The sequence below is a fragment of the Macrococcus sp. 19Msa1099 genome (genome assembly GCA_019357535.2).
GTDB lineage: Bacteria > Bacillota > Bacilli > Staphylococcales > Staphylococcaceae > Macrococcoides > Macrococcoides psychrotolerans.
This window is the reverse complement of the sequence record CP079955.1, coordinates 297,288-323,877: the sequence shown is the minus strand read 5'-3', so window position 1 is coordinate 323,877 and position 26,590 is coordinate 297,288. Positions and strand designations below refer to the sequence as shown.

The 26,590-nt window shown below is 39.4% G+C and carries 20 protein-coding genes, 8 tRNA genes and 3 rRNA genes; 2 read left to right on the top strand and 29 right to left on the bottom strand.

The window, feature by feature from the left end; all coding sequences use genetic code 11:
* Positions 1-125: 125 nt before the first annotated feature.
* From glmS to cdaA, 4 genes are all read right to left on the bottom strand, one after another.
* On the bottom strand, positions 126-1,928 hold the full coding sequence (gene glmS, locus KYI10_01760; GenBank protein ID QYA33191.1) for a glutamine--fructose-6-phosphate transaminase (isomerizing): 1,803 nt from the start codon (positions 1,926-1,928) through the stop codon (positions 126-128).
* 519 nt (positions 1,929-2,447) lie between these two features.
* Positions 2,448-3,794 (bottom strand): phosphoglucosamine mutase, encoded by a 1,347-nt coding sequence (glmM, locus tag KYI10_01755; protein QYA33190.1) that lies wholly within the window; start codon positions 3,792-3,794, stop codon positions 2,448-2,450.
* Between the two features lie 12 nt (positions 3,795-3,806).
* Positions 3,807-4,742: a CdaR family protein gene (locus tag KYI10_01750; GenBank protein ID QYA33189.1), complete on the bottom strand. Its 936-nt coding sequence runs from the start codon at positions 4,740-4,742 to the stop codon at positions 3,807-3,809.
* Positions 4,742-5,551 (bottom strand): diadenylate cyclase CdaA, encoded by an 810-nt coding sequence (cdaA, locus tag KYI10_01745; GenBank protein QYA33188.1) that lies wholly within the window; start codon positions 5,549-5,551, stop codon positions 4,742-4,744. The genes KYI10_01750 and cdaA overlap by 1 nt, the downstream gene beginning before the upstream one ends.
* 339 nt (positions 5,552-5,890) lie before the next feature.
* Between cdaA and KYI10_01740 the strand changes: the two genes are divergently transcribed.
* Positions 5,891-6,337, top strand: a complete 447-nt coding sequence (locus KYI10_01740) for a winged helix-turn-helix domain-containing protein (GenBank protein QYA33187.1) — start codon at positions 5,891-5,893, stop codon at positions 6,335-6,337.
* A 7-nt stretch (positions 6,338-6,344) separates the two neighbouring features.
* On the opposite strand, the gene KYI10_01735 is transcribed toward KYI10_01740, so the two are convergent.
* The 19 genes from KYI10_01735 to KYI10_01645 form a co-directional block, all read right to left on the bottom strand.
* Positions 6,345-7,301: a cation diffusion facilitator family transporter gene (locus KYI10_01735; protein ID QYA33186.1), complete on the bottom strand. Its 957-nt coding sequence runs from the start codon at positions 7,299-7,301 to the stop codon at positions 6,345-6,347.
* A gap of 15 nt (positions 7,302-7,316) precedes the next feature.
* Positions 7,317-7,772, bottom strand: coding sequence for a DUF2231 domain-containing protein (locus KYI10_01730; GenBank protein QYA33185.1), 456 nt, complete (start codon positions 7,770-7,772; stop codon positions 7,317-7,319).
* 69 nt (positions 7,773-7,841) lie between these two features.
* The gene (locus KYI10_01725) at positions 7,842-9,032 is read right to left on the bottom strand and encodes a HAMP domain-containing sensor histidine kinase (protein QYA33184.1); all 1,191 of its coding nucleotides are present in this window, start codon (positions 9,030-9,032) and stop codon (positions 7,842-7,844) included.
* On the bottom strand, positions 9,025-9,699 hold the full coding sequence (locus tag KYI10_01720) for a response regulator transcription factor (GenBank protein QYA33183.1): 675 nt from the start codon (positions 9,697-9,699) through the stop codon (positions 9,025-9,027). Before KYI10_01720 ends, KYI10_01725 begins: the two co-directional genes overlap by 8 nt.
* 91 nt (positions 9,700-9,790) lie before the next feature.
* The gene (rocF, locus tag KYI10_01715) at positions 9,791-10,696 is read right to left on the bottom strand and encodes an arginase (GenBank protein QYA33182.1); all 906 of its coding nucleotides are present in this window, start codon (positions 10,694-10,696) and stop codon (positions 9,791-9,793) included.
* Positions 10,697-10,959: 263 nt separating this feature from the next.
* Positions 10,960-11,032: transfer RNA gene (locus tag KYI10_01710), tRNA-Lys, on the bottom strand.
* Positions 11,033-11,038: 6 nt separating this feature from the next.
* A tRNA-Gln gene (locus KYI10_01705) sits at positions 11,039-11,113 on the bottom strand.
* Between the two features lie 5 nt (positions 11,114-11,118).
* Positions 11,119-11,202, bottom strand: a tRNA-Tyr gene (locus KYI10_01700).
* Positions 11,203-11,230: 28 nt separating this feature from the next.
* Positions 11,231-11,306, bottom strand: a tRNA-Val gene (locus tag KYI10_01695).
* 3 nt (positions 11,307-11,309) lie between these two features.
* Positions 11,310-11,384: transfer RNA gene (locus KYI10_01690), tRNA-Glu, on the bottom strand.
* 4 nt (positions 11,385-11,388) lie between these two features.
* Positions 11,389-11,463: transfer RNA gene (locus KYI10_01685), tRNA-Asn, on the bottom strand.
* A gap of 12 nt (positions 11,464-11,475) precedes the next feature.
* Positions 11,476-11,590 (bottom strand): 5S ribosomal RNA (rrf, locus tag KYI10_01680).
* 98 nt (positions 11,591-11,688) lie between these two features.
* A 23S ribosomal RNA gene (locus KYI10_01675) occupies positions 11,689-14,613 on the bottom strand.
* 137 nt (positions 14,614-14,750) lie between these two features.
* Positions 14,751-14,826, bottom strand: a tRNA-Ala gene (locus KYI10_01670).
* 32 nt (positions 14,827-14,858) lie between these two features.
* Positions 14,859-14,935 (bottom strand) — tRNA-Ile (locus KYI10_01665).
* 89 nt (positions 14,936-15,024) lie between these two features.
* A 16S ribosomal RNA gene (locus tag KYI10_01660) occupies positions 15,025-16,578 on the bottom strand.
* Together the 16S, 23S and 5S rRNA genes with 8 tRNA genes alongside form the textbook arrangement of a ribosomal RNA operon.
* A gap of 471 nt (positions 16,579-17,049) precedes the next feature.
* On the bottom strand, positions 17,050-18,348 hold the full coding sequence (locus KYI10_01655; protein ID QYA33181.1) for an MFS transporter: 1,299 nt from the start codon (positions 18,346-18,348) through the stop codon (positions 17,050-17,052).
* A gap of 56 nt (positions 18,349-18,404) precedes the next feature.
* On the bottom strand, positions 18,405-19,121 hold the full coding sequence (locus KYI10_01650) for a KinB-signaling pathway activation protein (protein ID QYA33180.1): 717 nt from the start codon (positions 19,119-19,121) through the stop codon (positions 18,405-18,407).
* A gap of 17 nt (positions 19,122-19,138) precedes the next feature.
* Positions 19,139-20,191 carry a P-loop NTPase gene (locus KYI10_01645; GenBank protein ID QYA33179.1) on the bottom strand — a complete coding sequence of 351 codons (1,053 nt, stop codon included), beginning with the start codon at positions 20,189-20,191 and terminating at the stop codon, positions 19,139-19,141.
* Between the two features lie 154 nt (positions 20,192-20,345).
* On the opposite strand from KYI10_01645, the gene KYI10_01640 reads away from it, so the two are divergent.
* Positions 20,346-21,797 carry an alpha-amylase gene (locus KYI10_01640; GenBank protein QYA33178.1) on the top strand — a complete coding sequence of 484 codons (1,452 nt, stop codon included), beginning with the start codon at positions 20,346-20,348 and terminating at the stop codon, positions 21,795-21,797.
* 50 nt (positions 21,798-21,847) lie between these two features.
* Here the strand turns inward: KYI10_01640 and KYI10_01635 are convergent, their stop codons facing one another.
* The 6 genes from KYI10_01635 to KYI10_01610 all read right to left on the bottom strand — a co-directional run bounded on the left by KYI10_01635 (position 21,848) and on the right by KYI10_01610 (position 26,500).
* On the bottom strand, positions 21,848-22,288 hold the full coding sequence (locus KYI10_01635) for a SepA family multidrug efflux transporter (protein ID QYA33870.1): 441 nt from the start codon (positions 22,286-22,288) through the stop codon (positions 21,848-21,850).
* Between the two features lie 113 nt (positions 22,289-22,401).
* The gene (locus KYI10_01630) at positions 22,402-23,340 is read right to left on the bottom strand and encodes a neutral zinc metallopeptidase (protein ID QYA33177.1); all 939 of its coding nucleotides are present in this window, start codon (positions 23,338-23,340) and stop codon (positions 22,402-22,404) included.
* Between the two features lie 121 nt (positions 23,341-23,461).
* Positions 23,462-24,469 carry an HlyD family efflux transporter periplasmic adaptor subunit gene (locus KYI10_01625; GenBank protein ID QYA33176.1) on the bottom strand — a complete coding sequence of 336 codons (1,008 nt, stop codon included), beginning with the start codon at positions 24,467-24,469 and terminating at the stop codon, positions 23,462-23,464.
* Positions 24,470-24,547: 78 nt separating this feature from the next.
* Positions 24,548-24,790, bottom strand: a complete 243-nt coding sequence (locus tag KYI10_01620) for a hypothetical protein (GenBank protein QYA33175.1) — start codon at positions 24,788-24,790, stop codon at positions 24,548-24,550.
* 12 nt (positions 24,791-24,802) lie between these two features.
* Entirely contained in the window at positions 24,803-25,981 is a 1,179-nt protein-coding gene (locus KYI10_01615) for a UTP--glucose-1-phosphate uridylyltransferase (protein ID QYA33174.1), read from the bottom strand.
* 12 nt (positions 25,982-25,993) lie between these two features.
* Entirely contained in the window at positions 25,994-26,500 is a 507-nt protein-coding gene (locus KYI10_01610) for a metal-dependent hydrolase (GenBank protein QYA33173.1), read from the bottom strand.
* Positions 26,501-26,590: the final 90 nt, after the last annotated feature.

The following is a 26,590-nucleotide window of genomic DNA, read 5'->3' as shown; positions in this document are numbered from 1 at the left end:
CATAATCCTTGAAGATGGACTCAACGATTAAATACATATCTATTGTATTATCAAGTATGCTTATACCAAACACATACCTACAAAAATAAGCATCTCATTAAATGAGATGCTTATCTATTTCTAAATTATTCAACTGTTACAGATTTTGCTAAGTTACGTGGTTTATCTACGTCTGCTCCACGGTGTAACGCTGCATAGTATGCGATTAACTGTGTTGTTACAACCGATACTAATGGCGCTAGCATTTCATGAACATGAGGAATCACATAAGTGTCGCCTTCTTGATTTAATCCATCCATTGAAATGATACATGGATGTGCACCACGAGCTACAACTTCTTTCACGTTACCGCGGATTGATAAGTTCACGCGTTCTTGAGTTGCTAATGCAATAACTGGTGTTCCTTCTTCAATTAATGCGATTGTACCGTGCTTTAACTCCCCACCTGCAAATCCTTCTGTCTGGATGTAAGAGATTTCTTTAAGCTTTAACGCACCCTCAACACCTACGTAATAATCCATCGTACGTCCGATGAAGAAACAGTTACGTGTAGTTGCTAAGAAGTCCTTTGCAATTTTCTCCATTAATTCAGCATCATCGATCACTGTTGTAATCGCTGAAGTCACTTTCGCAAGTTCTGGTAATAGATCAATACCAGTATCAATACCTGCATCTGCTGCAGCGACTTGCGCTAAGATTGATAATACCGCGATCTGTGCAGTGTAAGCCTTTGTAGACGCAACTGCAATCTCAGGTCCTGCATGAAGAATCAATGTATGATCCGCTTCACGTGATAATGTTGAACCAGCTACGTTTGTAATTGTCAGTGCAGGGTGTCCTAATTTCTTCGTTGCCACTAATACTGCACGGCTATCCGCTGTCTCGCCTGATTGTGAGATAAAGATGAACAATGGTTTCTTAGACAGTAATGGCATGTTGTAGACGAATTCAGAAGCGACATGTACCTCTGTTGGAATACCTGCCCATTTCTCTAAGTATTCTTTACCAACAAGACCTGCATTATAAGATGTACCACAGGCAATGATATGGATACGGTCCGCTTTACGTACTGCTTTAACGATATCTTTATCGATCTTTAAGTTTCCTTTTTCATCTTGATATTCCTGGATGATATTACGCATCGCAGCAGGCTGCTCGTTAATTTCTTTAAGCATGTAGTGTGCATATGTTCCTTTTTCGATATCTGATGCATCGATTTCAGCTTTGTAAGGTTTACGTTTCACTTTCTTACCTTCTAGGTCTTTGATGTCGATGCTTTCTTTCGTTACAAGAACAACTTCACCATCGTGTAATTCTGTATAAGTATCTGTTACTTGTAACATCGCCATCGCGTCTGATGCGATAACGTTGAATCCATCACCTAAACCTACAAGTAAAGGAGATTTGTTCTTCGCAACGTAGATAACGTCTGGGTTCTGTGTATCTAATAAACCTAATGCATATGAACCATGTAATAATTTTAATACTTGAACGAAAGCTGCTTCTGTTTCTAAACCTTGTTTAGAGAAGTGTTCTATAAGTTGAACGATAATTTCTGTATCAGTATCTGATTTAAATGTCACACCTGATAAATATTCATTCTTTAATTGCTCGTAGTTCTCGATCACACCGTTATGCACTAATGTGAAACGCTCGCTTTCAGATTGATGCGGATGAGAGTTTTCGTGATTTGGTACACCATGTGTTGCCCAACGCGTATGTCCAATACCAGTCGTTGTATCAAAGTTTGAATCTACAACTTTACGAAGTTCTGCGATACGGCCTTTCTCTTTGTAGACACGTACATCTTCTCCGTTACGTACAGCGATACCTGCTGAATCATACCCACGATATTCTAATTTTTCTAAACCTTTTAAAAGGATCTCTTTTGCATCCTCTGTTCCAATATAACCTACGATACCACACATAATAATTTCCTCCTGCTAGTTCCAATTCAATTTTGTATTTTTATTTAGTAGTCTTATTATGCGGTGCTGATGCGTTTTGTTCACCCAGTTGCCCAGGTGGTTTGTTCATCAGCTATCGAATCGCTTTATCCGGGATGGCATCCGCCGAAAATTCGATGACCATCCGTCCTCGTCAACAGTTTCCTGTTCTGGCGCTGTATATTAAGTTGTTACAATCCTCCTTTTCGAATGAAATAGTTTACTAAACTTAAACTATTGTACTATATAGGTATCAGTTCATACAAGAATATTCTATCAAATATTCAATAAATAAAATCAAAAGACGGATGGAAACAAAAACCGTTTCTCACCGTCTTTTCATGATTTTATTCGTGACTTAACGCTCGTGTCACGACCTTTTATTTACGGCGTTCCACGAGCAGACACTTCAATAAAATCAAAAGACGGATGGAAACAAAAACCATTTCTCACCGTCTTTTCATGATTTTATTCGTGACTTAACGCTCGTGTCACGACCTTTTATAACCCCATATGTTCTCTTACAACATCACTAATTTTATTAACGAAGCGCTCTGCATCTTCATCTGTCTTCGCTTCGACCATTACACGTACTAACGGTTCAGTTCCAGATGGACGTACTAATACACGGCCTTCTCCGTTCATTTCATCTTCAACTTCCTTAATCACTGCTGCTACGTGTTCGTTTTGTTCAACAGCATGCTTATCAGATACTTTGATATTTACAAGTCGTTGTGGATACTTTGTCATTTGACCTGCAAGTTCACTTAAAGTCTTTCCAGAACGTTTCACAATGCTTGCGAGATGAATTCCAGTTAACAGGCCATCTCCTGTCGTATTATGATCCATCATTACGATATGTCCTGACTGCTCGCCACCTAAGTTGTATGAACTACGACGCATTTCTTCTACTACGTAACGGTCGCCAACTTTCGTCTTATCAGACTTAATATTTAAAGATTCTAATCCTTTATAGAATCCAAGGTTACTCATAACTGTAGACACGACCATACGGTCTTTAAGTTCTCCTCTAGCATCCATATCCTGTGCTAAGATAAACATAATCTGGTCACCATCGACGATTTGACCTTGCTCATCGACTGCAATAATACGGTCGCCATCACCATCGAATGCAAGTCCAAAGTCGCTATCAGTATCTAACACTAATTCTGCAAGTTTTTCTGGGTGCGTTGAGCCAACGCCGTCATTGATATTATTACCATCTGGATTACATCCGATTGTTGCAGTATCCGCTTCAAGGTCACCAAATAAGTATGGTGCAAGTGAATACGTAGAACCATGTGCACCATCAAGTGCAATCTTCAATCCTTCAAGGTCACCTTCAATCGTTGATTTCAAGTAGCTTAAATAACGGTGTCCACCTTCAAAGTAATCTGAAGTATGTCCAAGTTCTACACCGACAGGTCGTGGTAACGTGTCTTCTTCAGTATCAAGCAATGCTTCAATCTCCGCTTCTTGTGCATCACTAAGTTTAAACCCATCTGCACCAAAGAACTTGATACCATTATCTTGTACAGGGTTATGACTCGCTGAGATCATAACCCCCGCTTGTGCATTCATCTCACGTGTTAAGTACGCAACTCCAGGCGTTGTAATAACGCCTAAACGCATGACTTCAGCTCCTGTTGATAATAGTCCTGCAACAAGTGCTGACTCTAACATCACTCCTGAGATACGTGTATCTCTACCGACAACGACAGTCGGTTTTTCTGTATCGTTATGCGCAAGTACATATCCCCCAAAACGTCCTAGTTTAAATGCTAGCTCTGGTGTTAATTCGCTGTTTGCAACGCCTCTTACACCGTCTGTCCCAAAATATTTACCCATAATAAATCTCCTTTAATTTTTAGTTACTTCAATATTAATTTCAACAGTTTCCGGATTAGAACTTGTAACGTCTTTAGGTAACGCTAATTTCTGCTTGATCGTAGTACTTTCAGTAACTTTAGATAAGTCTACATCAATTGTTAAACTGCCTATCCCATCTAGCACAGAACGTTTACCAAAGAGTTCTACTTTATCTTCAGATAGCTTCAGCGACTTTAACTTAAGTCCTGAAGAAAGCTTACCTGTCTCTTGTGCTTCTATGTCTACTACTTTTGATGTCGGCACAATTTTTGTGTTAACTTTAACCTTGCTAGGTTTTACAGTAACATCTAGTTTATTCAAGCTTGCATCAAATACGTTAACTTCAGCTTGAGAAGTTGTTGATTTTGTTAATTTCTCAGATTCTGATAACGTTGCTTTTACATAAGCAATCTTGTTTATCTCATCTTCTCCTCCGATAATCGTCACTTGTGAAGGGTCAACCTCCTGTCCGACAAGCTCATACCCTGAGGCAATACGTGAAGAACTAATTTCTGCTTCTACTTTTCTCGTATCTTTTATCTTTTCAGATAAGGATACGTTTGCTTCTTTCGGAATAACTTCGTATTTTAATTTATCAGAGATGCCTGTCACTTTAAATGATTTCTTGTAATCCCCAACTTTAGAATTGGACAAATCCAGCTCAACCGTAAAGTCCATTAAGCTCTGAGTCTTCTTAACGATAGATTGAGGGCCACTTATTTTAACGTTGACGGTCTTCGGTGCTCCGGATAAATATAAGTTTTCATCGTCATAGACCGTCTTCACGGGAACATCGGTAATAACCGTCTGCTGTGTCTGTGAGAATTGATCATTGCCGATAACTTCAAACACATTATTCACTTGTAAAAAGATGCCGAGTGCAAGTAAAAATGCAACGAGTCTTAATCCCCATTTATTCTCTAACATTATTTCACCACACCTTTCTTAGATAAGTGGGCGCTGAACCAATGTTCTGTAAGCAGTGCCTCCAGCACTTCAAGTGATACATCTTTGCGCAGTCTGCCATTGTAAGTAACAGATATATCGCCTGTCTCCTCCGAGACAACAACTGTAAATGCATCAGATACTTCTGATATACCAACAGCTGCACGATGTCTCGTTCCAAGGCTCTTTTGTATCTTAGAGCTATCTGATAACGGCAGGTAACTCGCAGCAACTGCAATCTTATCGCCTCGAATAATCATCGCACCATCATGGAGCGGCGTATTTGGAATAAAGATATTAATCATTAATTCTGTAGAGATATCTGCATAAATCGGTATCCCTGTTTCTATGTAATCTTGCAACCCTGTTTCCTTTTCAAAGACAATTAAAGCACCTATACGACGCTTTGCCATATACTGAATGGATTTCACCATCGCATCTGTCAGCTTAGCCTGACTCACCTTTAAATTTGCTGCATTACGTTTGAACAAACTTCCTCGACCTAACTGCTCGAGCGCTCTTCTTAATTCTGGCTGAAAAATAACGATAATGGCCAGGAATCCCCAGTCGATTACCATATCAAATATCTTAGAAGTGGTTGTTAAACCTAAAGAGTCACTGATTAATTTACCAATCAGAATAAAGAAGATACCCTTTAATAATTGTATTGCTTTCGTACCCTTGATTGCATTGATCATAAGGTAGATAACATACCATACAATTAAGAGGTCAATGATGCCTGTGATAACTTTTATCGTACTCAAGTTATCAAAAACATGCGTCAATTGCATTGTATCTCCTCCATAATTCATACTAACCTATATTATATCATGTTAAGGCGCATTTCCTCGTATAGTTTAATACATTTTTTCAATATTCATTTAATTATTGAACTTTTCCTTTTAGCTGATAAATCTTTAATTTCTTACCTGGAGCTACGTTTATTAGTATAAATTATTTATTGTAAACAATCTATTAAGTATATGTAAAGATTGTTATAAAGTTGCTATTTATTAAATAAATGATGGTAAAATAAAGTTAATTATTTTACCATCATTTGTAATGGATTTCAGCATGATGTAATAAAAGATATCATCTCAAAAAAAGAATTCATATGAAGGAGCAACCGTATGTTAGAAACTTTAATGATTGATAATTTGCCTCAGTTGAAATGTGTAAGCGACCCATTCCGTATTAAACTCCTTGAACTGATCGCGACTAAACCTAAGACAGGACAGCAATTAGCTGATGAACTGGACATTCCCCGTGCAAAGATTCATTATCATCTCGCAGAACTTGAAAAGAACGGAATAATTGAAATCGTTAAAACAGAACAAAAACATAGCATCATTCAGAAGTTCTATGCACCGGTAGCAAAGACATTAATACCCTCACCAGATTTACTTAAGTTCAGTGACTGCGCTTTAAAGAAATCAAAAGAACACGCATTTAATCTACAACTTAACGACAAATCTTTCACTGAATTTAAAAAAGAACTTAAGAAATATATTAAGAAAGCATCAGATAAAAATGGCAATACAACTTATAGGGTGACAATTAAAAAGGAGGTAGAATAAGCAACGCTTATTCTATCTCCTTCTTAATATTATCAAAGTAAGGATCATCGAGATGATTCTTCTGTAAATGTTCAACTTGTAATGTACTATGCCCAAGCTTGTATTTGTCTTTAAGCATGTTACTAATTGCATTGATCAGTTCATAGTTTCGTACACCGTCTAAATTATCTACAACAATGTGTGCTGTAATCGAGTAATGTTCTGTCGTAATAGCCCATAGATGGAATTCGTGCACATCCAGTACACCGTCAAATGCTTTAATATCTGCAATAATCGCATCTGAATCATACCCTTCTGGAACGCGCTCCATTAAGATAATCCAAGCATTACGTACAATCTTATAGCCTCCACGGAAGATAATGATTGAAATCAGTATACTTAAAATTGGGTCTACCAAAACCCAGCCTGTAAAGTAAATAACTGCAACAGCTACAATTACTCCTACCGAATTCAGTAGATCGCCAATAAAATGCCATAGTGCGCTTTGCACATTAATATTATCTTCACCTTTAAGTGAGCGCATCAAGATAAATGTAAGGATGATATTGACAATTAAACCGATAGTAGAGATGATAAGCATAAGCTTGACATCTACCGCTTGCGGATGAATCATACGCATAATACCTTCATAACAGATGCCGATTGAAATGACCACTAAAGCAAGACCATTTAGAAATGCAGCTAATATTTCCAGCCTTAAAAAGCCGAATGTGTGATTTGAAGTTGGTTTCTTACTCGCAAAATATATCGCAATCATCGATAACCCAAGAGCAAGAACATCACTTAACATATGCATTGAATCAGAAAGCAATGCAAGTGAATTTGACAGGATTCCCCCTACGACCTCTACAACCGTGAAGAATAACGTAATCAGCAATGACGCCCATAAGGTTCTTCTCGATTGATTCTGTTTCTTTAAATGCTCTACGTGATGGAAATACTCCGGTGAATTTGTTCTTCTCATTACGTTACCTCTTTCTTAATCTTTATCTGTGTCTTGTATTTGAACTTGTGCTTGTTTCACTTTATCGTTTTCATAAACAATCTTTCCACCTAAGTGTCCAGTAATGCCTAAAGCGACACTACCTCCAATTGAAAATAAAATCACAAGTGAGATTAACGCTTTATTGAATTTCGATGTAAACATTGTAATCCATTTGAATACAGTCGCAATGCCGAATGTAATAAGTGAAAGCTGTGCCATCTCTTCATGCTGATGGATAAGATATTCTACTTCACCAAAATGCATTTCTGCAAAATGTTCAGCAGAATCTCCGGTTAAATAAGAAATAATTCCTGTTATCAAACCTGTTGTTAATAAAATTGTTCCGGTTAGACTTAATTTTTCTTTATATCTTAATGCTAATATTTCTATGATTGTACCCATAATTAATAATGCAATTGGAAAATGTACGATAAGTGGATGTAATGGCATTTTAATCATCTCCTGTTCTTTTGATAAACATAATATAAACAATGAAACTGAGATGAAACTGACATTACATTACTTTTTGAATAAAATATTAAATTGTAGGCCCTTCTTATTAAATACTTCTACATCTGCATCGTGTGCATTCATAATTTCTTTAAACAATGCAAGACCAATACCTGTTCCTTCTATACTACCCACTTCTTTGCCACGATAAAACCTTTCAAAGATATTTTTCAGTTCATTATCAGTGATGCCAGCACCATTATCTTTAAATATCAATTTACCTTGATTGAGCTTTATCTGTATTCCAACATTATAATCGTTATATTTTATAGCATTATCAAATAATATATTTAATGCCTGTACAATTGCATCTTTATTGCCAGAGATATAAGTATCTGTGAGTTTTAATTGGATTTTATTATTTAATAACTTCTGATATCTTTGTGTAACTTCAATACAAAGCGGCTTTAAGTTGATACGAGTCATCTCATAACCTTGGACTGTTTCTAGTAATAAGAGTTGATTAACCAAGTCTTTCATATGCTCAATTTCATCATTTAAATCGGTAATGGTTTCTTTTCCTATTGAGGTTAAATTATCTTTCTCATACACCGTTAAAACTGACAATCCTGCTTTAACAACTGAAATAGGTGTCTTTAATTCATGTGAAGCATTCTGTACAAATACTTTTTGTGACTCTATTGCTTTTTTATATGGTTTTATAGAAAATATTGATAACAAATATGCAAGAATAATAATTAAGAATAAATATATAAAGGTGACACCAATGAGCATATGTTTAAGTTTATTGAGTGCATGGTAAGATTCTGTACTATCTATTATAGTGTAAATATAATATGTATTATCAGCACTGACACGTCTACTTGAAACATGATAATGTCTATTTTCATATGCTATATAATGATGGACATATTCTTTACGATGCGTATGAGATTGAATATAATGAATCAATCGATGACCATATTCAGATTGCTTAATAATACGAGTTCCATCTGTAATAAAATAAAGCGTAGGTATATTTTTTTGTTCAGTATGATCAGATTGCTTAATCTTAATATTACCATTATTGTTTGTAATATGTTCTTGAACTTCCTGATTGATGACAGATTCAGATAATAATTGCTGCTGATAATCTACCGAATTTTTAGTAGAAAAATATATAATAAAAGAAAATGAAATGAGAAGCAAAAATAATAAAAGTGCAAATAACAATAATAATCTTCTTATTTGATTATGCATGCTTAATTAACCTATATCCCATATTACGAACTACTTTAATCATAAAAGGTGATATATCATTTCCAATCTTTGCTCTAATTCTTCTAATGAGTGATTCTATGGCATTATCAGAGACAATTTCATCAATTGTATAAACGTGCTCCATAATCATATCTTTAGAAACAATACCACCTTTATGTTCAATCAATACTTTCATTAATAAATACTCTTTACGCGTGAGTTCCAAAACAATATCATTGAATTTGATATTATGCTCGTGATAATCAATTTCAAACATTTCATATTTAAGTTCATTGGTCATACGACCGAAACTACGTCTACCTAATGCTAATATGCGCATATGAAGCTCATCAAATTCAAAAGGTTTTACGATATAGTCATCAGCACCAGCATTAAATCCCTCAACTTTATCATCTATTGTGCCACGTGCTGTCATCATAATTATAGGTATATTTACGTCTGCCAATCGACATCGTTTTATAACATCGACACCAGAAATATCAGGCAGCATCCAATCGAGGATTATTACTTCAAAAGTTTCAAGTACGATATAATCCATTGCTTCACTACCACTCTTGACCCACGTAACGACATACCCTTGTGATTGCAGCATCAGCTTTGTAAATTTTCCAAGCTTTAAATCATCTTCGACTAATAATAATCGCATCTTTTCTCTCCAATAGTTTATTACTTATATTGTACACGAATTAAACAAATAAAAAATGAGATTGAAACAATTGTCCCAATCTCTCATTATATTAAAGCAACTTCTCTCCAAAAAATGAACCCGTTAGCCCTACTGCTTGTTCTGCTGTTTGGTTATTAATATCTATCAATGGATTCACCTCTACAATTTCAAACGAAGTCACTCTGTCACTGTCATTTAGCATTTCCATTGCAAGGTGACTTTCGCGATACGTAATACCACCTGGAACTGTAGTACCTGTCCCTGGTGTTTCACTTGGATCCAGTGCATCTACATCAAGTGATAAATGGATACCATCACAATTTGATAAGTGCTCTAATGTCTGTTCAATCACTGTCTTCATACCGAGCTGATCGATATCTGCCATCGTATAAGTTTTTATACCTACCTCTTTAATATACGCCTTTTCTCCCTCATCAAGATCACGCATACCAATAAGGACAATATTTTCAACTTTAACTTTCTTGTCATAACCACCGATATTCACTAAATCTTCATGGCCGTCGCCAATTAATGCACGTAACGGCATTCCGTGAATATTACCAGAAGGTGATGAGTCCGCGACATTCAGATCACCATGGGCATCATACCAGATTACTCCTAGATTATCATAATGCTTTGCAATCCCTGATATCGTACCCATCGCAATAGAATGATCGCCACCAATAACTAATGGATAATGTCCATTTTGCACTGATGTATCAACAGCCTCACTTAAAGTCTCACAAAAAGTAGTAACTTCTGGTAAATTTCTTAAACCACCGTCCTGTTCGCTTTTGTACACTTTCATATCAATTACAGGTGATTCAATATTCCCACTATCTACTACCTTATGTCCAATTGCTTCTATGCGCTCTACTAAACCAGCATATTGCATTGCATCCGGTCCCATATTTACCCCTAACTTACGTTGCCCGAACGCACTTGGCGCACCAATAATTTCAATTGTCTTATTCATCATTCATTCCCCTTTAAAAAATTCATATATCAATATATCTAAATCAACGAAATTAAAACGCACAAAAATAGTGGAAATAATTTCAGATTATTTAGAAATCTATCTCTAATATATTTTACTGTTTATAAAGTGAATATTCAATATTTTTATGCATAAATGAATAAAATGGATATTTATGTATAATATTAATAATCTATTAATAGAAACCTTATTAAAAATTAAAAACACAACAAAAAAAGCATCCTACACAGGATGCTTTCAGATGAGCCATAGAGGATTCGAACCTCTGACCCTTTGATTAAAAGTCAAATGCTCTACCAACTGAGCTAATGGCTCTAAAAATGGCTGGGCTAGCTGGATTCGAACCAACGAGTGACGGAGTCAAAGTCCGTTGCCTTACCGCTTGGCTATAGCCCAATAGATGGTGGAGGGGGGCAGATTCGAACTGCCGAACCCGAAGGAGCGGATTTACAGTCCGCCGCGTTTAGCCACTTCGCTACCCCTCCGCTATATTAAGTTCATTATTAGAATAAATGGTGGAGGATGACGGGCTCGAACCGCCGACCCTCTGCTTGTAAGGCAGATGCTCTCCCAGCTGAGCTAATCCTCCAAATGGTGACCCCTACGGGATTCGAACCCGTGTTACCGCCGTGAAAGGGCGGTGTCTTAACCGCTTGACCAAGGGGCCTAAATGGCTCCACAGGTAGGACTCGAACCTACGACCGATCGGTTAACAGCCGATAGCTCTACCACTGAGCTACTGTGGATAAATAAATATTGCCCGGCAACGTCCTACTCTCGCGGATCGTAAGACCAACTACCATCGGCGCTAGAGAGCTTAACTTCTGTGTTCGGTATGGGAACAGGTGTGACCTCTCTGCCATCGTCACCAGACAAATGAAAGAATAAATAGTTTATACTTTCAAAACTAGATAAAGTAAGTAAGATATATCAGGTTCTACCCGGCAATCCCGAATAAAAAATCTATAAAATTGATTAAGTCTTCGATCGATTAGTATTCGTCAGCTCCATACATCACTGCACTTCCACCTCGAACCTATTAACCTCATCATCTTTGAGGGATCTTATAACCGAAGTTGGGAAATCTCATCTTGAGGGGGGCTTCATGCTTAGATGCTTTCAGCACTTATCCCGTCCATACATAGCTACCCAGCTATGCCGCTGGCGCGACAACTGGTACACCAGAGGTATGTCCATCCCGGTCCTCTCGTACTAAGGACAGCTCCTCTCAAATTTCCTACGCCCACGACGGATAGGGACCGAACTGTCTCACGACGTTCTGAACCCAGCTCGCGTACCGCTTTAATGGGCGAACAGCCCAACCCTTGGGACCGACTACAGCCCCAGGATGCGATGAGCCGACATCGAGGTGCCAAACCTCCCCGTCGATGTGAACTCTTGGGGGAGATAAGCCTGTTATCCCCGGGGTAGCTTTTATCCGTTGAGCGATGGCCCTTCCATGCGGAACCACCGGATCACTAAGTCCGTCTTTCGACCCTGCTCGACTTGTAGGTCTCGCAGTCAAGCTCCCTTGTGCCTTTACACTCTGCGAATGATTTCCAACCATTCTGAGGGAACCTTTGAGCGCCTCCGTTACTCTTTAGGAGGCGACCGCCCCAGTCAAACTGCCCGCCTGACACTGTCTCCCGCCACGATAAGTGGCGCGGGTTAGAAAGTCAACACAGCCAGGGTAGTATCCCACCAGCGCCTCCACGTAAGCTGACGCTCACGCTTCAAAGGCTCCTACCTATCCTGTACAAGCTGTGCCGAATTTCAATATCAGGCTGCAGTAAAGCTCCACGGGGTCTTTCCGTCCTGTCGCGGGTAACCTGCATCTTCACAGGTACTATGATTTCACCGAGTCTCTCGTTGAGACAGTGCCCAAATCGTTACGCCTTTCGTGCGGGTCGGAACTTACCCGACAAGGAATTTCGCTACCTTAGGACCGTTATAGTTACGGCCGCCGTTTACTGGGGCTTCAATTCGTAGCTTCGCATACGCTAACCACTCCTTTTAACCTTCCAGCACCGGGCAGGCGTCAGCCCCTATACTTCACCTTACGGTTTTGCAGAGACCTGTGTTTTTGATAAACAGTCGCTTGGGCCTATTCACTGCGGCTCTTCAAGGCTTGCACCCTAAAAAGCACCCCTTCTCCCGAAGTTACGGGGTCATTTTGCCGAGTTCCTTAACGAGAGTTCGCTCGCTCACCTTAGAATTCTCATCTTGACTACCTGTGTCGGTTTGCGGTACGGGCACCTAATTTCTAACTAGAGGCTTTTCTTGGCAGTGTGAAATCAACGACTTCGCTACTATAATTTCGCTCCCCATCACACCTTGATCTTGGTGAGTACCGGATTTGCCTGATACTCAATCTCAGTGCTTGGACGTACATAACCAACAGTACGCTTCGCCTATCCTACTGCGTCCCCCCATCGTTCAAACAATCTTAGGTGGTACAGGAATATCTACCTGTTGTCCATCGCCTACGCCATTCGGCCTCGGCTTAGGTCCCGACTAACCCAGAGCGGACGAGCCTTCCTCTGGAAACCTTAGTCAATCGGTGGACGGGATTCTCACCCGTCTTTCGCTACTCACACCGGCATTCTCACTTCTAAGCGCTCCACATGTCCTTACGATCATGCTTCGACGCCCTTAGAACGCTCTCCTACCATTGTCCTACGGACAATCCACAGCTTCGGTAATATGTTTAGCCCCGGTACATTTTCGGCGCAGCGTCACTCGACTAGTGAGCTATTACGCACTCTTTAAATGATGGCTGCTTCTAAGCCAACATCCTAGTTGTCTGGGCAACGCCACATCCTTTTCCACTTAACATATATTTTGGGACCTTAGCTGGTGGTCTGGGCTGTTTCCCTCTCGACTACGGACCTTATCACCCGCAGTCTGACTCCCGCATTAAATTATCTGGCATTCGGAGTTTGTCTGAATTCGGTAACCCGAGGGGGGCCCCTAGTCCAAACAGTGCTCTACCTCCAGTAATCATCATGCGAGGCTAGCCCTAAAGCTATTTCGGAGAGAACCAGCTATCTCCAGGTTCGATTGGAATTTCTCCGCTACCCACACCTCATCCGCTCACTTTTCAACGTAAGTCGGTTCGGTCCTCCATTCAGTGTTACCTGAACTTCAACCTGGACATGGGTAGATCACCTGGTTTCGGGTCTACGACCTGATACTCATTCGCCCTATTCAGACTCGCTTTCGCTACGGCTCCACATATACTGCTTAACCTTGCATCAAATCGTAACTCGCCGGTTCATTCTACAAAAGGCACGCCATCACCCATTAACGGGCTCTGACTACTTGTAAGCACACGGTTTCAGGTTCTATTTCACTCCCCTTCCGGGGTGCTTTTCACCTTTCCCTCACGGTACTGGTTCACTATCGGTCACTAGAGAGTATTTAGCCTTGGGAGATGGTCCTCCCGGATTCCGACGGAATTCCACGTGTTCCGCCGTACTCAGGATCCACTCAGGAGAGAATAACTTTTCGACTACAGGGCCTTTACCTTCTATGGCTGACTTTTCCAAAGTCATTCGTCTAAACTATTCCTTTGTAACTCCGTGTTGAGTGTCCTACAACCCCAGAGTGCAAGCACTCTGGTTTGGGCTCTTCCCGTTTCGCTCGCCGCTACTAAGGGAATCGAATTTTCTTTCTCTTCCTCCGGGTACTTAGATGTTTCAGTTCTCCGGGTGTGCCTTCTCATATGCTATGTATTCACATATGGATAACATGACATAACTCATGCTGGGTTTCCCCATTCGGAAATCTCTGGATCAAAGCTTACTTACAGCTCCCCAGAGCATATCGTCGTTAGTAACGTCCTTCTTCGGCTTCTAGTGCCAAGGCATCCACCGTGCGCCCTTAATAACTTAATCTGTTATTAATATTGTGATGTCTGCATAAATGCAGACGCGCGATTTTTTCAAGAATTCAAATATGAACTCACTCGGTTTTGCTTGGTAAAATCTTTATATCTTCTTACTTTATCTAGTTTTCAAAGTACAATATTTAATGGTGGAGACTAGCGGGATCGAACCGCTGACCTCCTGCGTGCAAAGCAGGCGCTCTCCCAGCTGAGCTAAGCCCCCATAAAGGTAATTAAATTGCAGAATATTTATAATGGTGGGCCTAAATGGACTCGAACCATCGACCTCACGCTTATCAGGCGTGCGCTCTAACCAGCTGAGCTATAGGCCCATTATAATCTATAAACATTCAAAACTGAATACAATATGTCAATGTCAATTCCTACAGACCTGATGGTCTGTTTCCGTAATTATCCTTAGAAAGGAGGTGATCCAGCCGCACCTTCCGATACGGCTACCTTGTTACGACTTCACCCCAATCATCTGTCCCACCTTCGACGGCTAGCTCCTAAAAGGTTACTCCACCGGCTTCGGGTGTTACAAACTCTCGTGGTGTGACGGGCGGTGTGTACAAGACCCGGGAACGTATTCACCGTAGCATGCTGATCTACGATTACTAGCGATTCCAGCTTCATGTAGTCGAGTTGCAGACTACAATCCGAACTGAGAATGGTTTTATGGGATTTGCTTGACCTCGCGGTTTTGCTGCCCTTTGTACCATCCATTGTAGCACGTGTGTAGCCCAAATCATAAGGGGCATGATGATTTGACGTCATCCCCACCTTCCTCCGGTTTGTCACCGGCAGTCTCTCTAGAGTGCCCAACTTAATGATGGCAACTAAAGATAAGGGTTGCGCTCGTTGCGGGACTTAACCCAACATCTCACGACACGAGCTGACGACAACCATGCACCACCTGTCACTTTGTCCCCCGAAGGGGAAAGCTCTATCTCTAGAGTTGTCAAAGGATGTCAAGATTTGGTAAGGTTCTTCGCGTTGCTTCGAATTAAACCACATGCTCCACCGCTTGTGCGGGTCCCCGTCAATTCCTTTGAGTTTCAGTCTTGCGACCGTACTCCCCAGGCGGAGTGCTTAATGCGTTAGCTGCAGCACTGAGGGGCGGAAACCCCCCAACACTTAGCACTCATCGTTTACGGCGTGGACTACCAGGGTATCTAATCCTGTTTGATCCCCACGCTTTCGCACCTCAGCGTCAGTTACAGACCAGAGAGCCGCCTTCGCCACTGGTGTTCCTCCATATCTCTGCGCATTTCACCGCTACACATGGAATTCCACTCTCCTCTTCTGCACTCAAGTCTCCCAGTTTCCAATGACCCTCCCCGGTTGAGCCGGGGGCTTTCACATCAGACTTAAGAGACCGCCTACGCGCGCTTTACGCCCAATAATTCCGGATAACGCTTGCCACCTACGTATTACCGCGGCTGCTGGCACGTAGTTAGCCGTGGCTTTCTGGTAAGGTACCGTCAAGGTACGTTCAGTTACTAACGTACTTGTTCTTCCCTTACAACAGAGTTTTACGATCCGAAAACCTTCTTCACTCACGCGGCGTTGCTCCGTCAGACTTTCGTCCATTGCGGAAGATTCCCTACTGCTGCCTCCCGTAGGAGTCTGGGCCGTGTCTCAGTCCCAGTGTGGCCGATCACCCTCTCAGGTCGGCTATGTATCGTTGCCTTGGTGAGCCGTTACCTCACCAACTAGCTAATACACCGCGGGTCCATCTATAAGTGACAGCAGAACCGTCTTTCACTATCGCTTCATGCGAAGCTAGATATTATCCGGTATTAGCTCCGGTTTCCCGAAGTTATCCCAGTCTTATAGGTAGGTTACCCACGTGTTACTCACCCGTCCGCCGCTAACATCAGAGAGTGCAAGCACTCTCGTCCGTTCGCTCGACTTGCATGTATTAGGCACGCCGCCAGCGTTCATCCTGAGCCAGGATCAAACTCTCCATAATAGATTGCTTGATAAAGCTCTTTGATTGCTTGAGGCAATCACTCTTGGGAGTGAACTTAATCACTCAAATTATTGGAATTAACGTTGACATATTGTCATTCAGTTTTCAATGTTCATTTTTTGTTGCTACAAGATAAAATTTTAACACGTTTCTTTCTTGTTTGCAAGCTTTATTTTGAAGAAGTTTTACACTCACGATTTCTTATTTGAAATGTTTTGTGCGCCGTTCTTACTCAATTAATATTAAATGTTTGAGAACAAAGTTTCAATAGTCTTTTTTACACTTTTTCAATTTGTTTTTCAAACGCTTAATCGTTGGCGTCGCTTGTTTTTGCGACTTTTATATCTTAACAAGTTGCTATATTAAAGTCAATACTTTATTTAATATTTTTCATATATATAACAACCCGGATAATACAGATAAGAATCTTACCTGTATTATCCGGGTTGTCGTTTCGGCAGAACACTTTCACTAAGCCGTCTTTTCTCTATATAAAAACTGATAAATAATGATGAGTATAAGCGCAATGATGACCATTACCGCCATATTGTTATGAATATTGTGTAATACATTGCTATAGTAGACAAACGACATGACTATCGATCCAGTAGTTGAGCCGATAAACTTAAGTAAACTATAAGTACTCATCATACTGCCGAGTTCATGTGGTGCCGCACTTTCTTGAATGGTTACGACATTTTTCGTAAATACAGTACCATAGCTCAATCCTAGAAATATACATCCAATCGTTACTGCAATAACACTTTCTGTAACTAGTATAATCGCTGCACCGATAATCATATAGAAGAAACTTAATTGATAGACTTGCTTAACGGTAAAGCGTTGTTCAATACGTTTCAATATAAAGGTAGATGTCAGCCAGAACACTGATATCGAGAAGGTGGTTAAACCACTAAGTAATGGTGACAACCCTTTCTCTGTCTGCAAATAAAACGGTAAGAATATGTTCGTTCCCATCAACAGCATTGCGTATACCATATCTGTTCCCATCGTTATACCTATCCTTTTATTAAAGGAGCGTACTGGTATAAATGGTGATTGTACTTTCAATTCAAACTTAACAAATATAACGAGTAATGTAGTTGCTACTATATATGCTGCCATACTTAGCAGCCCTCCAGCAGTGAAGCCAGTAATCAAACAGATTAAAAATGCGTAGAAAAGCAGTAACCCTTTAACATCAAGTTTCGCCTTAGACGGCTGTTCATCAAATTTAAAGAACTTCAGCACAAGAACAATCGCAACTATTGCTACAGGAACATTAATGTAAAATAAAAAACTCCATCTTAAGTAGGTTAATATTAATCCGCCTAAAAGTGGGCCTACGATACTTGAAATGCCCCAGACACTTCCCACGATACCCATTACTTTATAGCGATATGGAATTTCAAACGCAATCTTCGGAATAATACTCCCCATCGTCATCATGATCCCTGCACCAAGCCCTTGAATAAGACGTGATGCAACAAGCATTGGAAACGTAAATGACGCCCCTGATAACATACTTCCTACTATAAATACGACAATACCGAATATCATTGTATACTTAGATCCGATACGTTTCATAATTTCCCCGACAAGCGGTGTGATCACTACAATAGCAATCATATAGCTGGTAAATATTAAAGCAAGCGACTCTTCAACACCTAGATCTTTGCCGATTGCAGGAGTTGCGAGTGACACGATTGATGTTTCGATAGCACTCATAAACATAATAATCACGAGCGCACTAATTAATCCTCTTTTCATTTTCTCCTCATTTCTTAATGACAAATGACCTAACTCCAATGAGCTAGGTCATATCATTATCTCTTTTTTCGTTTTTTCTTATGTATGACAACTTGCGTATTCTTTACAACCTTACTAGGTGACTCTGGTGTTTCCTCTACCCAAGTGCCATTTGCAATCTTGCGTGCCTTACGTTCTTCATAAGATGCCTTATTATATTTCGGCAATGACAATAACTGAAATGCATTACATAAAAGCAGCGCAAAGATGGTGCAATACAGCCACATCATATCTTTAACCTTCAGAAACGGTATGAGTTCTACCGTTGTCATTACAACCATAAAGAACATTGCAGGAATAAAGACGTTTTTACCTGTCAGCTTATTTTTATAGATACTTACAACAATACCAAAGATGACAATTAAAATTGGAATCCAGATAAATTTAAGAATATCTCCATCCTTCTGCCCAAAACGTAAATATCTGAAATACACGAGATCGACGATTGCAAATAAAATAATCACAACTTGAATCGCATTCCAGCCGCTTCTGAATATCCCTTGTCCCATCTGATGGATAAACAAGTATGCGAAGAATGCAAGCTGACTAATAGATGCAATTAACAGTCCATATCCCATAAACCAGATTAGCGCTGCCAGGAACTCTCCTAATTCACCTTGGACAAGATAAACTGTTAATTTATCATATCCGAATATAAGACTGACGATTACTGTGACAACAAGTCCTATAAGTAACGTGATGCCATAGAATTTACCTAAATTTTTTAAAGTCACGATTGTACCTCTTTAATTTATTTTGTTTTATCGATTACCTTTTGAGCCATTTGCGTATAGATGATACCAAGTGGATGGTCTTCTTGATAGACAGAAGGTGCAAAATCTTCATTGTTCCAGTCCGGTTGAGCTAACGGAAGTTGCCCGAGCAGCTCTGTGTTTAACTCTTCAGCTAACTTTTGACCGCCACCAGAACCAAATACATACTCTTTATTTCCCGTTTCTTTACTTTCGAAGTAGCTCATATTCTCTACTACACCAAGAATTTCATGCTCCGTATGCAATGCCATCGCTCCTGCTCTTGAAGCTACAAATGCAGCTGTTGGATGTGGCGTTGTTACGATGATTTCTTTACTCTTCGGCAACATTGTATGTACATCTAGTGCAACATCTCCTGTGCCTGGTGGTAAATCTAAGAGAATATAATCCAGATCTCCCCAATTCACTTCGTTAAAGAAGTTATTGATCATCTTCCCAAGCATTGGCCCACGCCAAATGACAGGTGTATTCTCTTCTACGAAAAACGCCATCGAAATTACCTTTACTCCAAAACGTGATACAGGGACGATGCGTTCGCCATCAATTTCAGGTCGTTCTGAAATTCCCATCATATCCGGAACACTGAAACCATAAATATCAGCGTCAACTAGTCCTACACGTTTACCTAAACGGGCAAGTGCGACAGCAAGGTTCACAGAAACCGTTGATTTCCCGACGCCACCCTTTCCTGAAGCGATCGAGATGAATGTTACCTTATTATTTGGATCGACTAACTTTTCAATTTCCGAAGTGGAAACTCCACGGAACTGCTCGAGCATTGACTCATCCATCTCTTCAAAACGTATCCCTACAGTTTTTGCGCCATTCTCCTTCAGTTTCTCTACAATTTGCATCTGAAGATCAAGTTGAGGCTGACCCCCAAGCTTTGCAATCATCACTTTAACAGAGACATGTTCTTTCTCTTCTTTAATACTAACTTCTTTAATCCCCTCTGTTTCAGAGAGAGGTACATTAATTACTGGATCTTCTAATTCCCCGATAATCTCTATGACTTGTTCTTTAGTTAACAATTTAAACGCTCCTTCATCTTCTAATAGTTTTAGTTTAACAAAAAGAATCGACTTTGTATAAAAGAAATTACTATAAATGATATAGTTGTGATGTATTCGTCATTTTATGGGTATAACATAGATAATTGATTACCGAAAGGATGAGGAGAATCACATGACAAAAAATTATACGATGATGCAATATTTCGAATGGCATGCAAATGGAGATGGTGCGCATTGGAAACGCCTGAAAGAAGATGCCCCAAAACTAAAGGAAAAAGGCATTGATACGGTTTGGTTACCACCTGCATGCAAAGCAGACCATGTAATGAATACAGGTTATAGCATCTATGATCTATATGATCTTGGGGAATTCGACCAAAAAGGACAAGTGCGTACTAAATATGGGACGAAAGAAGAATTATTAGATGCCATTAAAGCTTGTCATGAGAACGGCATAAAAGTTTATGCCGATATTGTGCTCAATCATAAGGCTGGCGCAGATGAAACAGAAACAATTAAAGTCGTAGAAGTCGATACAAATGATCGTACCCACGTTATCTCAGAACCTTTCGAAATCGATGCCTATACAAAATTTGATTTTCCAGGTCGTAATAATAAATATAGTGATTTCAAATGGAATCACACACACTTCAACGGTACTGACTACGATCACAAAACAGGTCGCAAGGGCATCTTTAAAATAATAGGGGAAAATAAAGACTGGAATGCATTCGTAGATAACGAAAAAGGGAACTTCGATTACTTGATGTTTACGAATATCGATTACAAACATCCCGATGTACGACAACATACAATCGAATGGGGAAAATGGCTGATTGACACATTAGGGATAGATGGCATGCGCATGGATGCTGTGAAACATATCGAAAGCTATTTTATTAAAGACTTTAGTGACGCAATGCGCGAACATGCTGGAGAAGACTTCTATTTTCTCGGTGAATATTGGAATGCAGACCTTGGAAAGAATGAAAAGTTTCTTGAAGAGGCAGAGTACAACACTGATTTATTCGACGTTAAGCTGCACTTCAACTTTAAAACCGCTTCTGAAGAGGGCAGCGCCTATGATCTACGTACATTATTTGATGATACAATTGTTGAAGAACACCCTGAACTTGCAGTCACTTTTGTTGATAACCATGACTCTCAGCCAGATGAAGCATTAGAATCTTTCGTTAAAGACTGGTTCAAACAAAGTGCTTATGCGCTAATATTATTACGTAAAGATGGCTATCCATGTATATTCTATGGTGATTATTATGGCATTGGCGGAGATCATCCGGTCGAAGGAAAGCAGCTTGCAATCGATCCATTACTTTATATCAGACAAAATAAAGCATACGGGGAACAAGATGATTACTTCGATCACCCAAATATTATCGGATTTGTCAGACGCGGCAATGGCAATAAGACTGGTTGTGCTGTAATTATCAATTCCAGTGAAGAAGAAGCAGAAAAACAGATGTTCGTTGGCAAAGAACGCGCCGGTGAAGTCTGGTATGACTACACCAATACAAGAGAAGATACAATCACGATTGATGAAGAAGGAAATGGCCTCTTCAAAGTTAACCCGGGCAGCGTATCAGTCTACTGCGAAGAAGAATAAAACCGAAAAGGTAACTAGCAATCTGTTGCTAGCTACCCTTCTTTATTTCATCATTTATCATCTTTATTATTCAAATCCACGCTATCAGGATAGAAGAGTTCTGTTAAATAGTATAGTGCACTAATAATCGCCAGTACGACAAGAAAATGTATTCTAATATGCTGATAATTAATATGCACACCGAAGTAAAATACCAGTGTCGAAAGACTTACTGCTATGATATGAAAATACCAGCCATGAAAAAACTTATTCTCTGGAAGCATACGCTTTAATTCGTCCATAATATATTCAATAATAAACAATAGTACGTAGCCGATGATTAAATATGAACCGTAATAAAAGCTGTTATCTATCACACTTTCATTATATGTAAACTCTGCCAGATGGAAATAAATAAGTAATCTACTGAGTCCATACATTCCGAAGAAAACCATCAATATAAAGGCTATTCCAGAAATTAACACTACAGATAGTACAAACAGGAGCGCCATCCAGGAAATATTCGGTCTCTTTAGTTTCACAATCCATCAATCCTTTACGTTAATGGGCGCTTATCAAAAATGAGATATACCCTTATAGAAGAGTATATCTCATTTTTCACTATTTAAAAGTCTAAACCCCTTGCTTTAAATGTATTCCCCTGACTAAAGTCTCCTGCTTCATAACCACGCTTAAACCAGTCCATACGTTCGGCACTAGAACCATGTGTAAAAGTATCTGGATTTGCACGTCCTAATGCATTCTTCTGAATTGTGTCGTCTCCAACTGCATGGGCAGCTTTAATCGCTTCTTCTAAATCTCCATCATCTGTATAACCCATTTCTTGTGCATGCTTTGCATAGACACCTGCAAAATAGTCTGCCTGCAACTCAACAGCAACAGAATATTTATTGTACTCAGTTTCAGATAATTGGTTTCTTAACTGATGGAATTTCGGTAAGATTCCAAGTTCATTCTGCACGTGATGTCCAACCTCATGTGCAATAACATAAGCCATTGCGAAATCTCCGGGCGCATCGAACTTCTGATCCAGTTCGTCCATAAAAGATAGGTCGATATAAATCTTCTGATCAACCGGACAATAGAATGGTCCCATTTGAGCACTTGCTTGTCCACATCCTGAACGTACTGCATCTGAATATAACACCATTCTCGGTTCAGTATAAGATTTATCATAATCCTGGAATATCTTATGCCAAACGTCTTCCGTATCTTTCAGTACAACTGATGCAAACTGTCCACGTTCATCTAAAGATTGTTCCGTCGCAGCGCCATCGTTCCCGGCATCCGTCTTAACGTTTCCTGTATCAAAAATATCATTGTTGCCATTATCTTGTTGCTGATTTTGTGTTTGCGTAGGTTGACTTTCACCACCCATGTAATCCATCGGGTTACCACCCAACAATACGATAACAATCATGACGATGATTCCTAAACATCCCATACCACCGCCACCGATAACCATCGGGCTGCCACCAGAAAAGCCACCAGAGCCTCTCGCATCTTCTACATTAGAACTCCCCTGTCTACCTTGCCATTTCATACGTCTTCCTCCTCATAGGCCGTTACTATCTTAAATATCATTACCCAAATTTCAATGCGCACAATCATTTATTTATGGAAACATTAAAAAATGAGATTGGGGAATATCCCAATCTCCTATATCAATATTTTTTCAGTTCATCGACTGACGATAACCCTTTTGTAACAAGGTAATATTGTCCGGACTGTTTCTTTACATGGATAATCTCTTCATTAACGCGATTCCCATAACACTTTTGAACATAATATGTATGCTTTTTTCTATTCACATAATCTTTATGTAACCATATATGATCTTTAACGTTTGGGTAAATTTTAAAAGTGAGTACTTCACCGACATAGGCTTCATCTATATCTACCGCTGCTTTATAATAATATTTTGCAGTGCTATGCTCGATTGTTCTTGTCAGTGATGTGAGTTTACTTTTATAAGATTTTCCATCTATTTCAAAGTCGAACTGCATCCCCTTTTCCAGTTGCTTATATAGCTTTTGATCCACTTCACCTGTAACGAAAGTTTCAGCTGCAGCAATTGTTACGATTGGAAACTGCTGTTTAGCATTTGTAAATTGCTGCAGCTGTTCTTTATTAATTTCACTTACTATTCCTGTTGTCTCGGAAGTGATTGTCAGCTGATCAACCGCTTCACTTGCCGCACTTTCCTTCGTTTTTAATATCTCAAGTTCATTTTTATGTTTCTCATACTCACTTATCAGCCAGTTCAGTTCTGCATTAATACGGGGGCTCGCAGATTGTTCAAATGCTTCTTGCTTTACGGCGAGTTGTCCTTCAATCTGATTGATTGCAATTAATTGATTATCAATCTTCAGACTTAACTCCTTTTCATTTGCGGCGATGGACCTATCCTCATAACTAAAGAGCGCCTGTCCTTTAGTTACTTTGTCCCCTTGCCTTACATGAAGTATCGCTGGCCGTGATTGATTACCACGCTGAAAGTAAGGGGTACGTGTCTGCCCTATCGTACCTTTAACTGTGAGATGATAGCGTTTCATATACTCGTCAACAAATAATGTTTCCTGCCGTCTACTCAAGAATGCATAAGCTGTTGCGATAAGTAATACAACAATGATACTGCTGAGTACTACAGGTAATAACCATCGTCGTTTCATATAAACCCTCGCTTATCTATTGATATGCTTATATTGTACTGGAATTTATATGAATTTATCGTAAAAATATTGTAAAAATTACTTTAAGATTCTATCATCTTCAGATTTAATATGGGCATTTATATTAGAATGATCCTGCTTTTTTTGATGCTTGTAGTATTGCACGGTGAGCATCATTAATAACAATGCGGCAAATAGTGATACAAATCCCATCCACATCAAACCTTTGACATTAAATATATAATGATAACTGAGTCCAAGGTTTATGGCTGCAATCAAAAGCATCATCAACATCACATAGATTGTTGTTTTATTTTTCAAATTAGTCACCTCTTATAGTCGACGTGTGCGCAACAAATCGTCGTAAGCTGTTGCGATGCTATCTTTTCCTTCTTTATTCTTCAAAGGACTGAACTCTTCATTACGATCAAACTGTACCGTCTTAAAGGTATCCGCATATTTGAATATATCAAAGTAGAACTTCTCAAACTTTAATGCTGTAGCTTCAATAACAGTAAAATTCTCATCTAACTGCGGCAGCTGTTTAATCGCCAGGTGATAAGGCATTTCACTTTGTGCATGATTCACAACAAAATCAAGCTTAAATATATGAATTCCGATATTCGCATTACGGAAATGATTCTCTTCTCCTTTAGGAAGCTCAGTATATTCAATGACTTGTTTTTTCCCATCCACTTCCACGACACGGCCGACACTTTCATTATCTCTTGCTGCAATCGTCTTTGTTGTAACATCTGCGTCACTTTCAACTGCATAGCCACAAAGTATCGGGTCCAGCACTTTTACTAGTACATTATCGATATTATTCATGTAAATATGTGTAACGCCTCTTTCTTGTAACAGCTTATTCGTACCTGATGCATTCAATGCTTCAAAGATTCCACCGTTACCGTTCGGTGTTGTAAGCAGCTGTTTGTCCTCATTGAGTAATAGCTCTCCACCTTCACTCAATGCTACAATATTAGGTTGAATGAAGAAGAAGACATCCTGTTTATTCAATCCGAAATAATCATGCGCTTCAAAAAAAGAGATGGTTTCTTTATGGTTAATATCACTCGTCATAATGATCCATGGTATTGAAACGTTCAAGCTTTCAATCAATGCTTTTATTTGTCTTGCCTGAAGTTCAAACAGACTCACACCGTCAAATTCAAATGTACCTTTCGGCCCATTATGCGCGAGACGTGTGCCTTGTCCACCAGCCATTAGAACTGCTGCAAACTTGCCTGCTTTAATGGCACTTCGTCCTAATTCATTCATATGTGCCAGCGCTTCTGTTGATTGTTCACTAATAATGGTTGTTGCGATATCCTGAACATCTTCCGGAAGCGTAATCTTTCGATGAACATAGACATCTTGATATAACTGATCTATCTTTTCAAAATCCTGAATGGATAACGTTTCTTCAAGTTTTTGTTTTTCAACTTGAGACAATAACTCCATCTGATTTAATAGTTGATGATGATGATATTTTTTTAAGTTCTTTTCCATAATAAAGCTCCTTTAATATTTTATCCAACTTATCGTTCTATGGATGATCTCATTATAGACAATATACATTGTCACAAGACTGAATGCCGTTGCAAGCGAGTGGTCTATAACACCACCTGTCTTGATTTTAAACGGAAATCTTATCTTTTTAGTCCACGGGAAGAATAGTGTCACGCCTGATGGTGTCATCATATCTAATATTAAATGACTCATAATCCCAAGATTAGCGCTGATAATATAAATATTCTGTACTTGAAGTAAGTATAACACTGTCGACACGAGCAGCATAAACAATATGGAATGTGTCACCGTTCTATGACCGAAGAGTACACGGATTAATGTACTGATGGGCCATATCTTTCTCCCTATTTTACTGCCTGCATGACAAATATCAGGAACAATACTAAAAAGTGCAGACGTTCCGATGATTGCTGCAAACTGACTGATATTATATGCGTGAGAAACCGCATAGTGCGTCCCAATGAATACACCACATGCGATATGAGTCTTTCCTGTCACGTATGTACCTCCATTAAATTTTATAGGTCTTTATTATAGTATAGATAACAAATAAAAAACTATGACATCGCGAAGAGTTCATAGTTTTTG

Bases quoted from the DNA above. Each gene is read 5' to 3' on its own strand.
- KYI10_01750 (QYA33189.1), bottom strand. From the start codon at position 4,742: ATGTTAGAGAATAAATGGGGATTAAGACTCGTTGCATTTTTACTTGCA.
- KYI10_01735 (QYA33186.1), bottom strand. From the start codon at position 7,301: ATGAGAAGAACAAATTCACCGGAGTATTTCCATCACGTAGAGCATTTA.
- KYI10_01740 (QYA33187.1), top strand. From the start codon at position 5,891: ATGTTAGAAACTTTAATGATTGATAATTTGCCTCAGTTGAAATGTGTA.
- KYI10_01720 (QYA33183.1), bottom strand. From the start codon at position 9,699: ATGCGATTATTATTAGTCGAAGATGATTTAAAGCTTGGAAAATTTACA.
- KYI10_01615 (QYA33174.1), bottom strand. From the start codon at position 25,981: ATGGAAAAGAACTTAAAAAAATATCATCATCATCAACTATTAAATCAG.
- cdaA (QYA33188.1), bottom strand. From the start codon at position 5,551: ATGCAATTGACGCATGTTTTTGATAACTTGAGTACGATAAAAGTTATC.
- glmM (QYA33190.1), bottom strand. From the start codon at position 3,794: ATGGGTAAATATTTTGGGACAGACGGTGTAAGAGGCGTTGCAAACAGC.
- KYI10_01625 (QYA33176.1), bottom strand. From the start codon at position 24,469: ATGAAACGACGATGGTTATTACCTGTAGTACTCAGCAGTATCATTGTT.
- KYI10_01655 (QYA33181.1), bottom strand. From the start codon at position 18,348: ATGAAAAGAGGATTAATTAGTGCGCTCGTGATTATTATGTTTATGAGT.
- KYI10_01630 (QYA33177.1), bottom strand. From the start codon at position 23,340: ATGAAATGGCAAGGTAGACAGGGGAGTTCTAATGTAGAAGATGCGAGA.
- KYI10_01730 (QYA33185.1), bottom strand. From the start codon at position 7,772: ATGCCATTACATCCACTTATCGTACATTTTCCAATTGCATTATTAATT.
- KYI10_01640 (QYA33178.1), top strand. From the start codon at position 20,346: ATGACAAAAAATTATACGATGATGCAATATTTCGAATGGCATGCAAAT.
- glmS (QYA33191.1), bottom strand. From the start codon at position 1,928: ATGTGTGGTATCGTAGGTTATATTGGAACAGAGGATGCAAAAGAGATC.
- KYI10_01635 (QYA33870.1), bottom strand. From the start codon at position 22,288: ATGGCGCTCCTGTTTGTACTATCTGTAGTGTTAATTTCTGGAATAGCC.
- KYI10_01725 (QYA33184.1), bottom strand. From the start codon at position 9,032: ATGCATAATCAAATAAGAAGATTATTATTGTTATTTGCACTTTTATTA.
- rocF (QYA33182.1), bottom strand. From the start codon at position 10,696: ATGAATAAGACAATTGAAATTATTGGTGCGCCAAGTGCGTTCGGGCAA.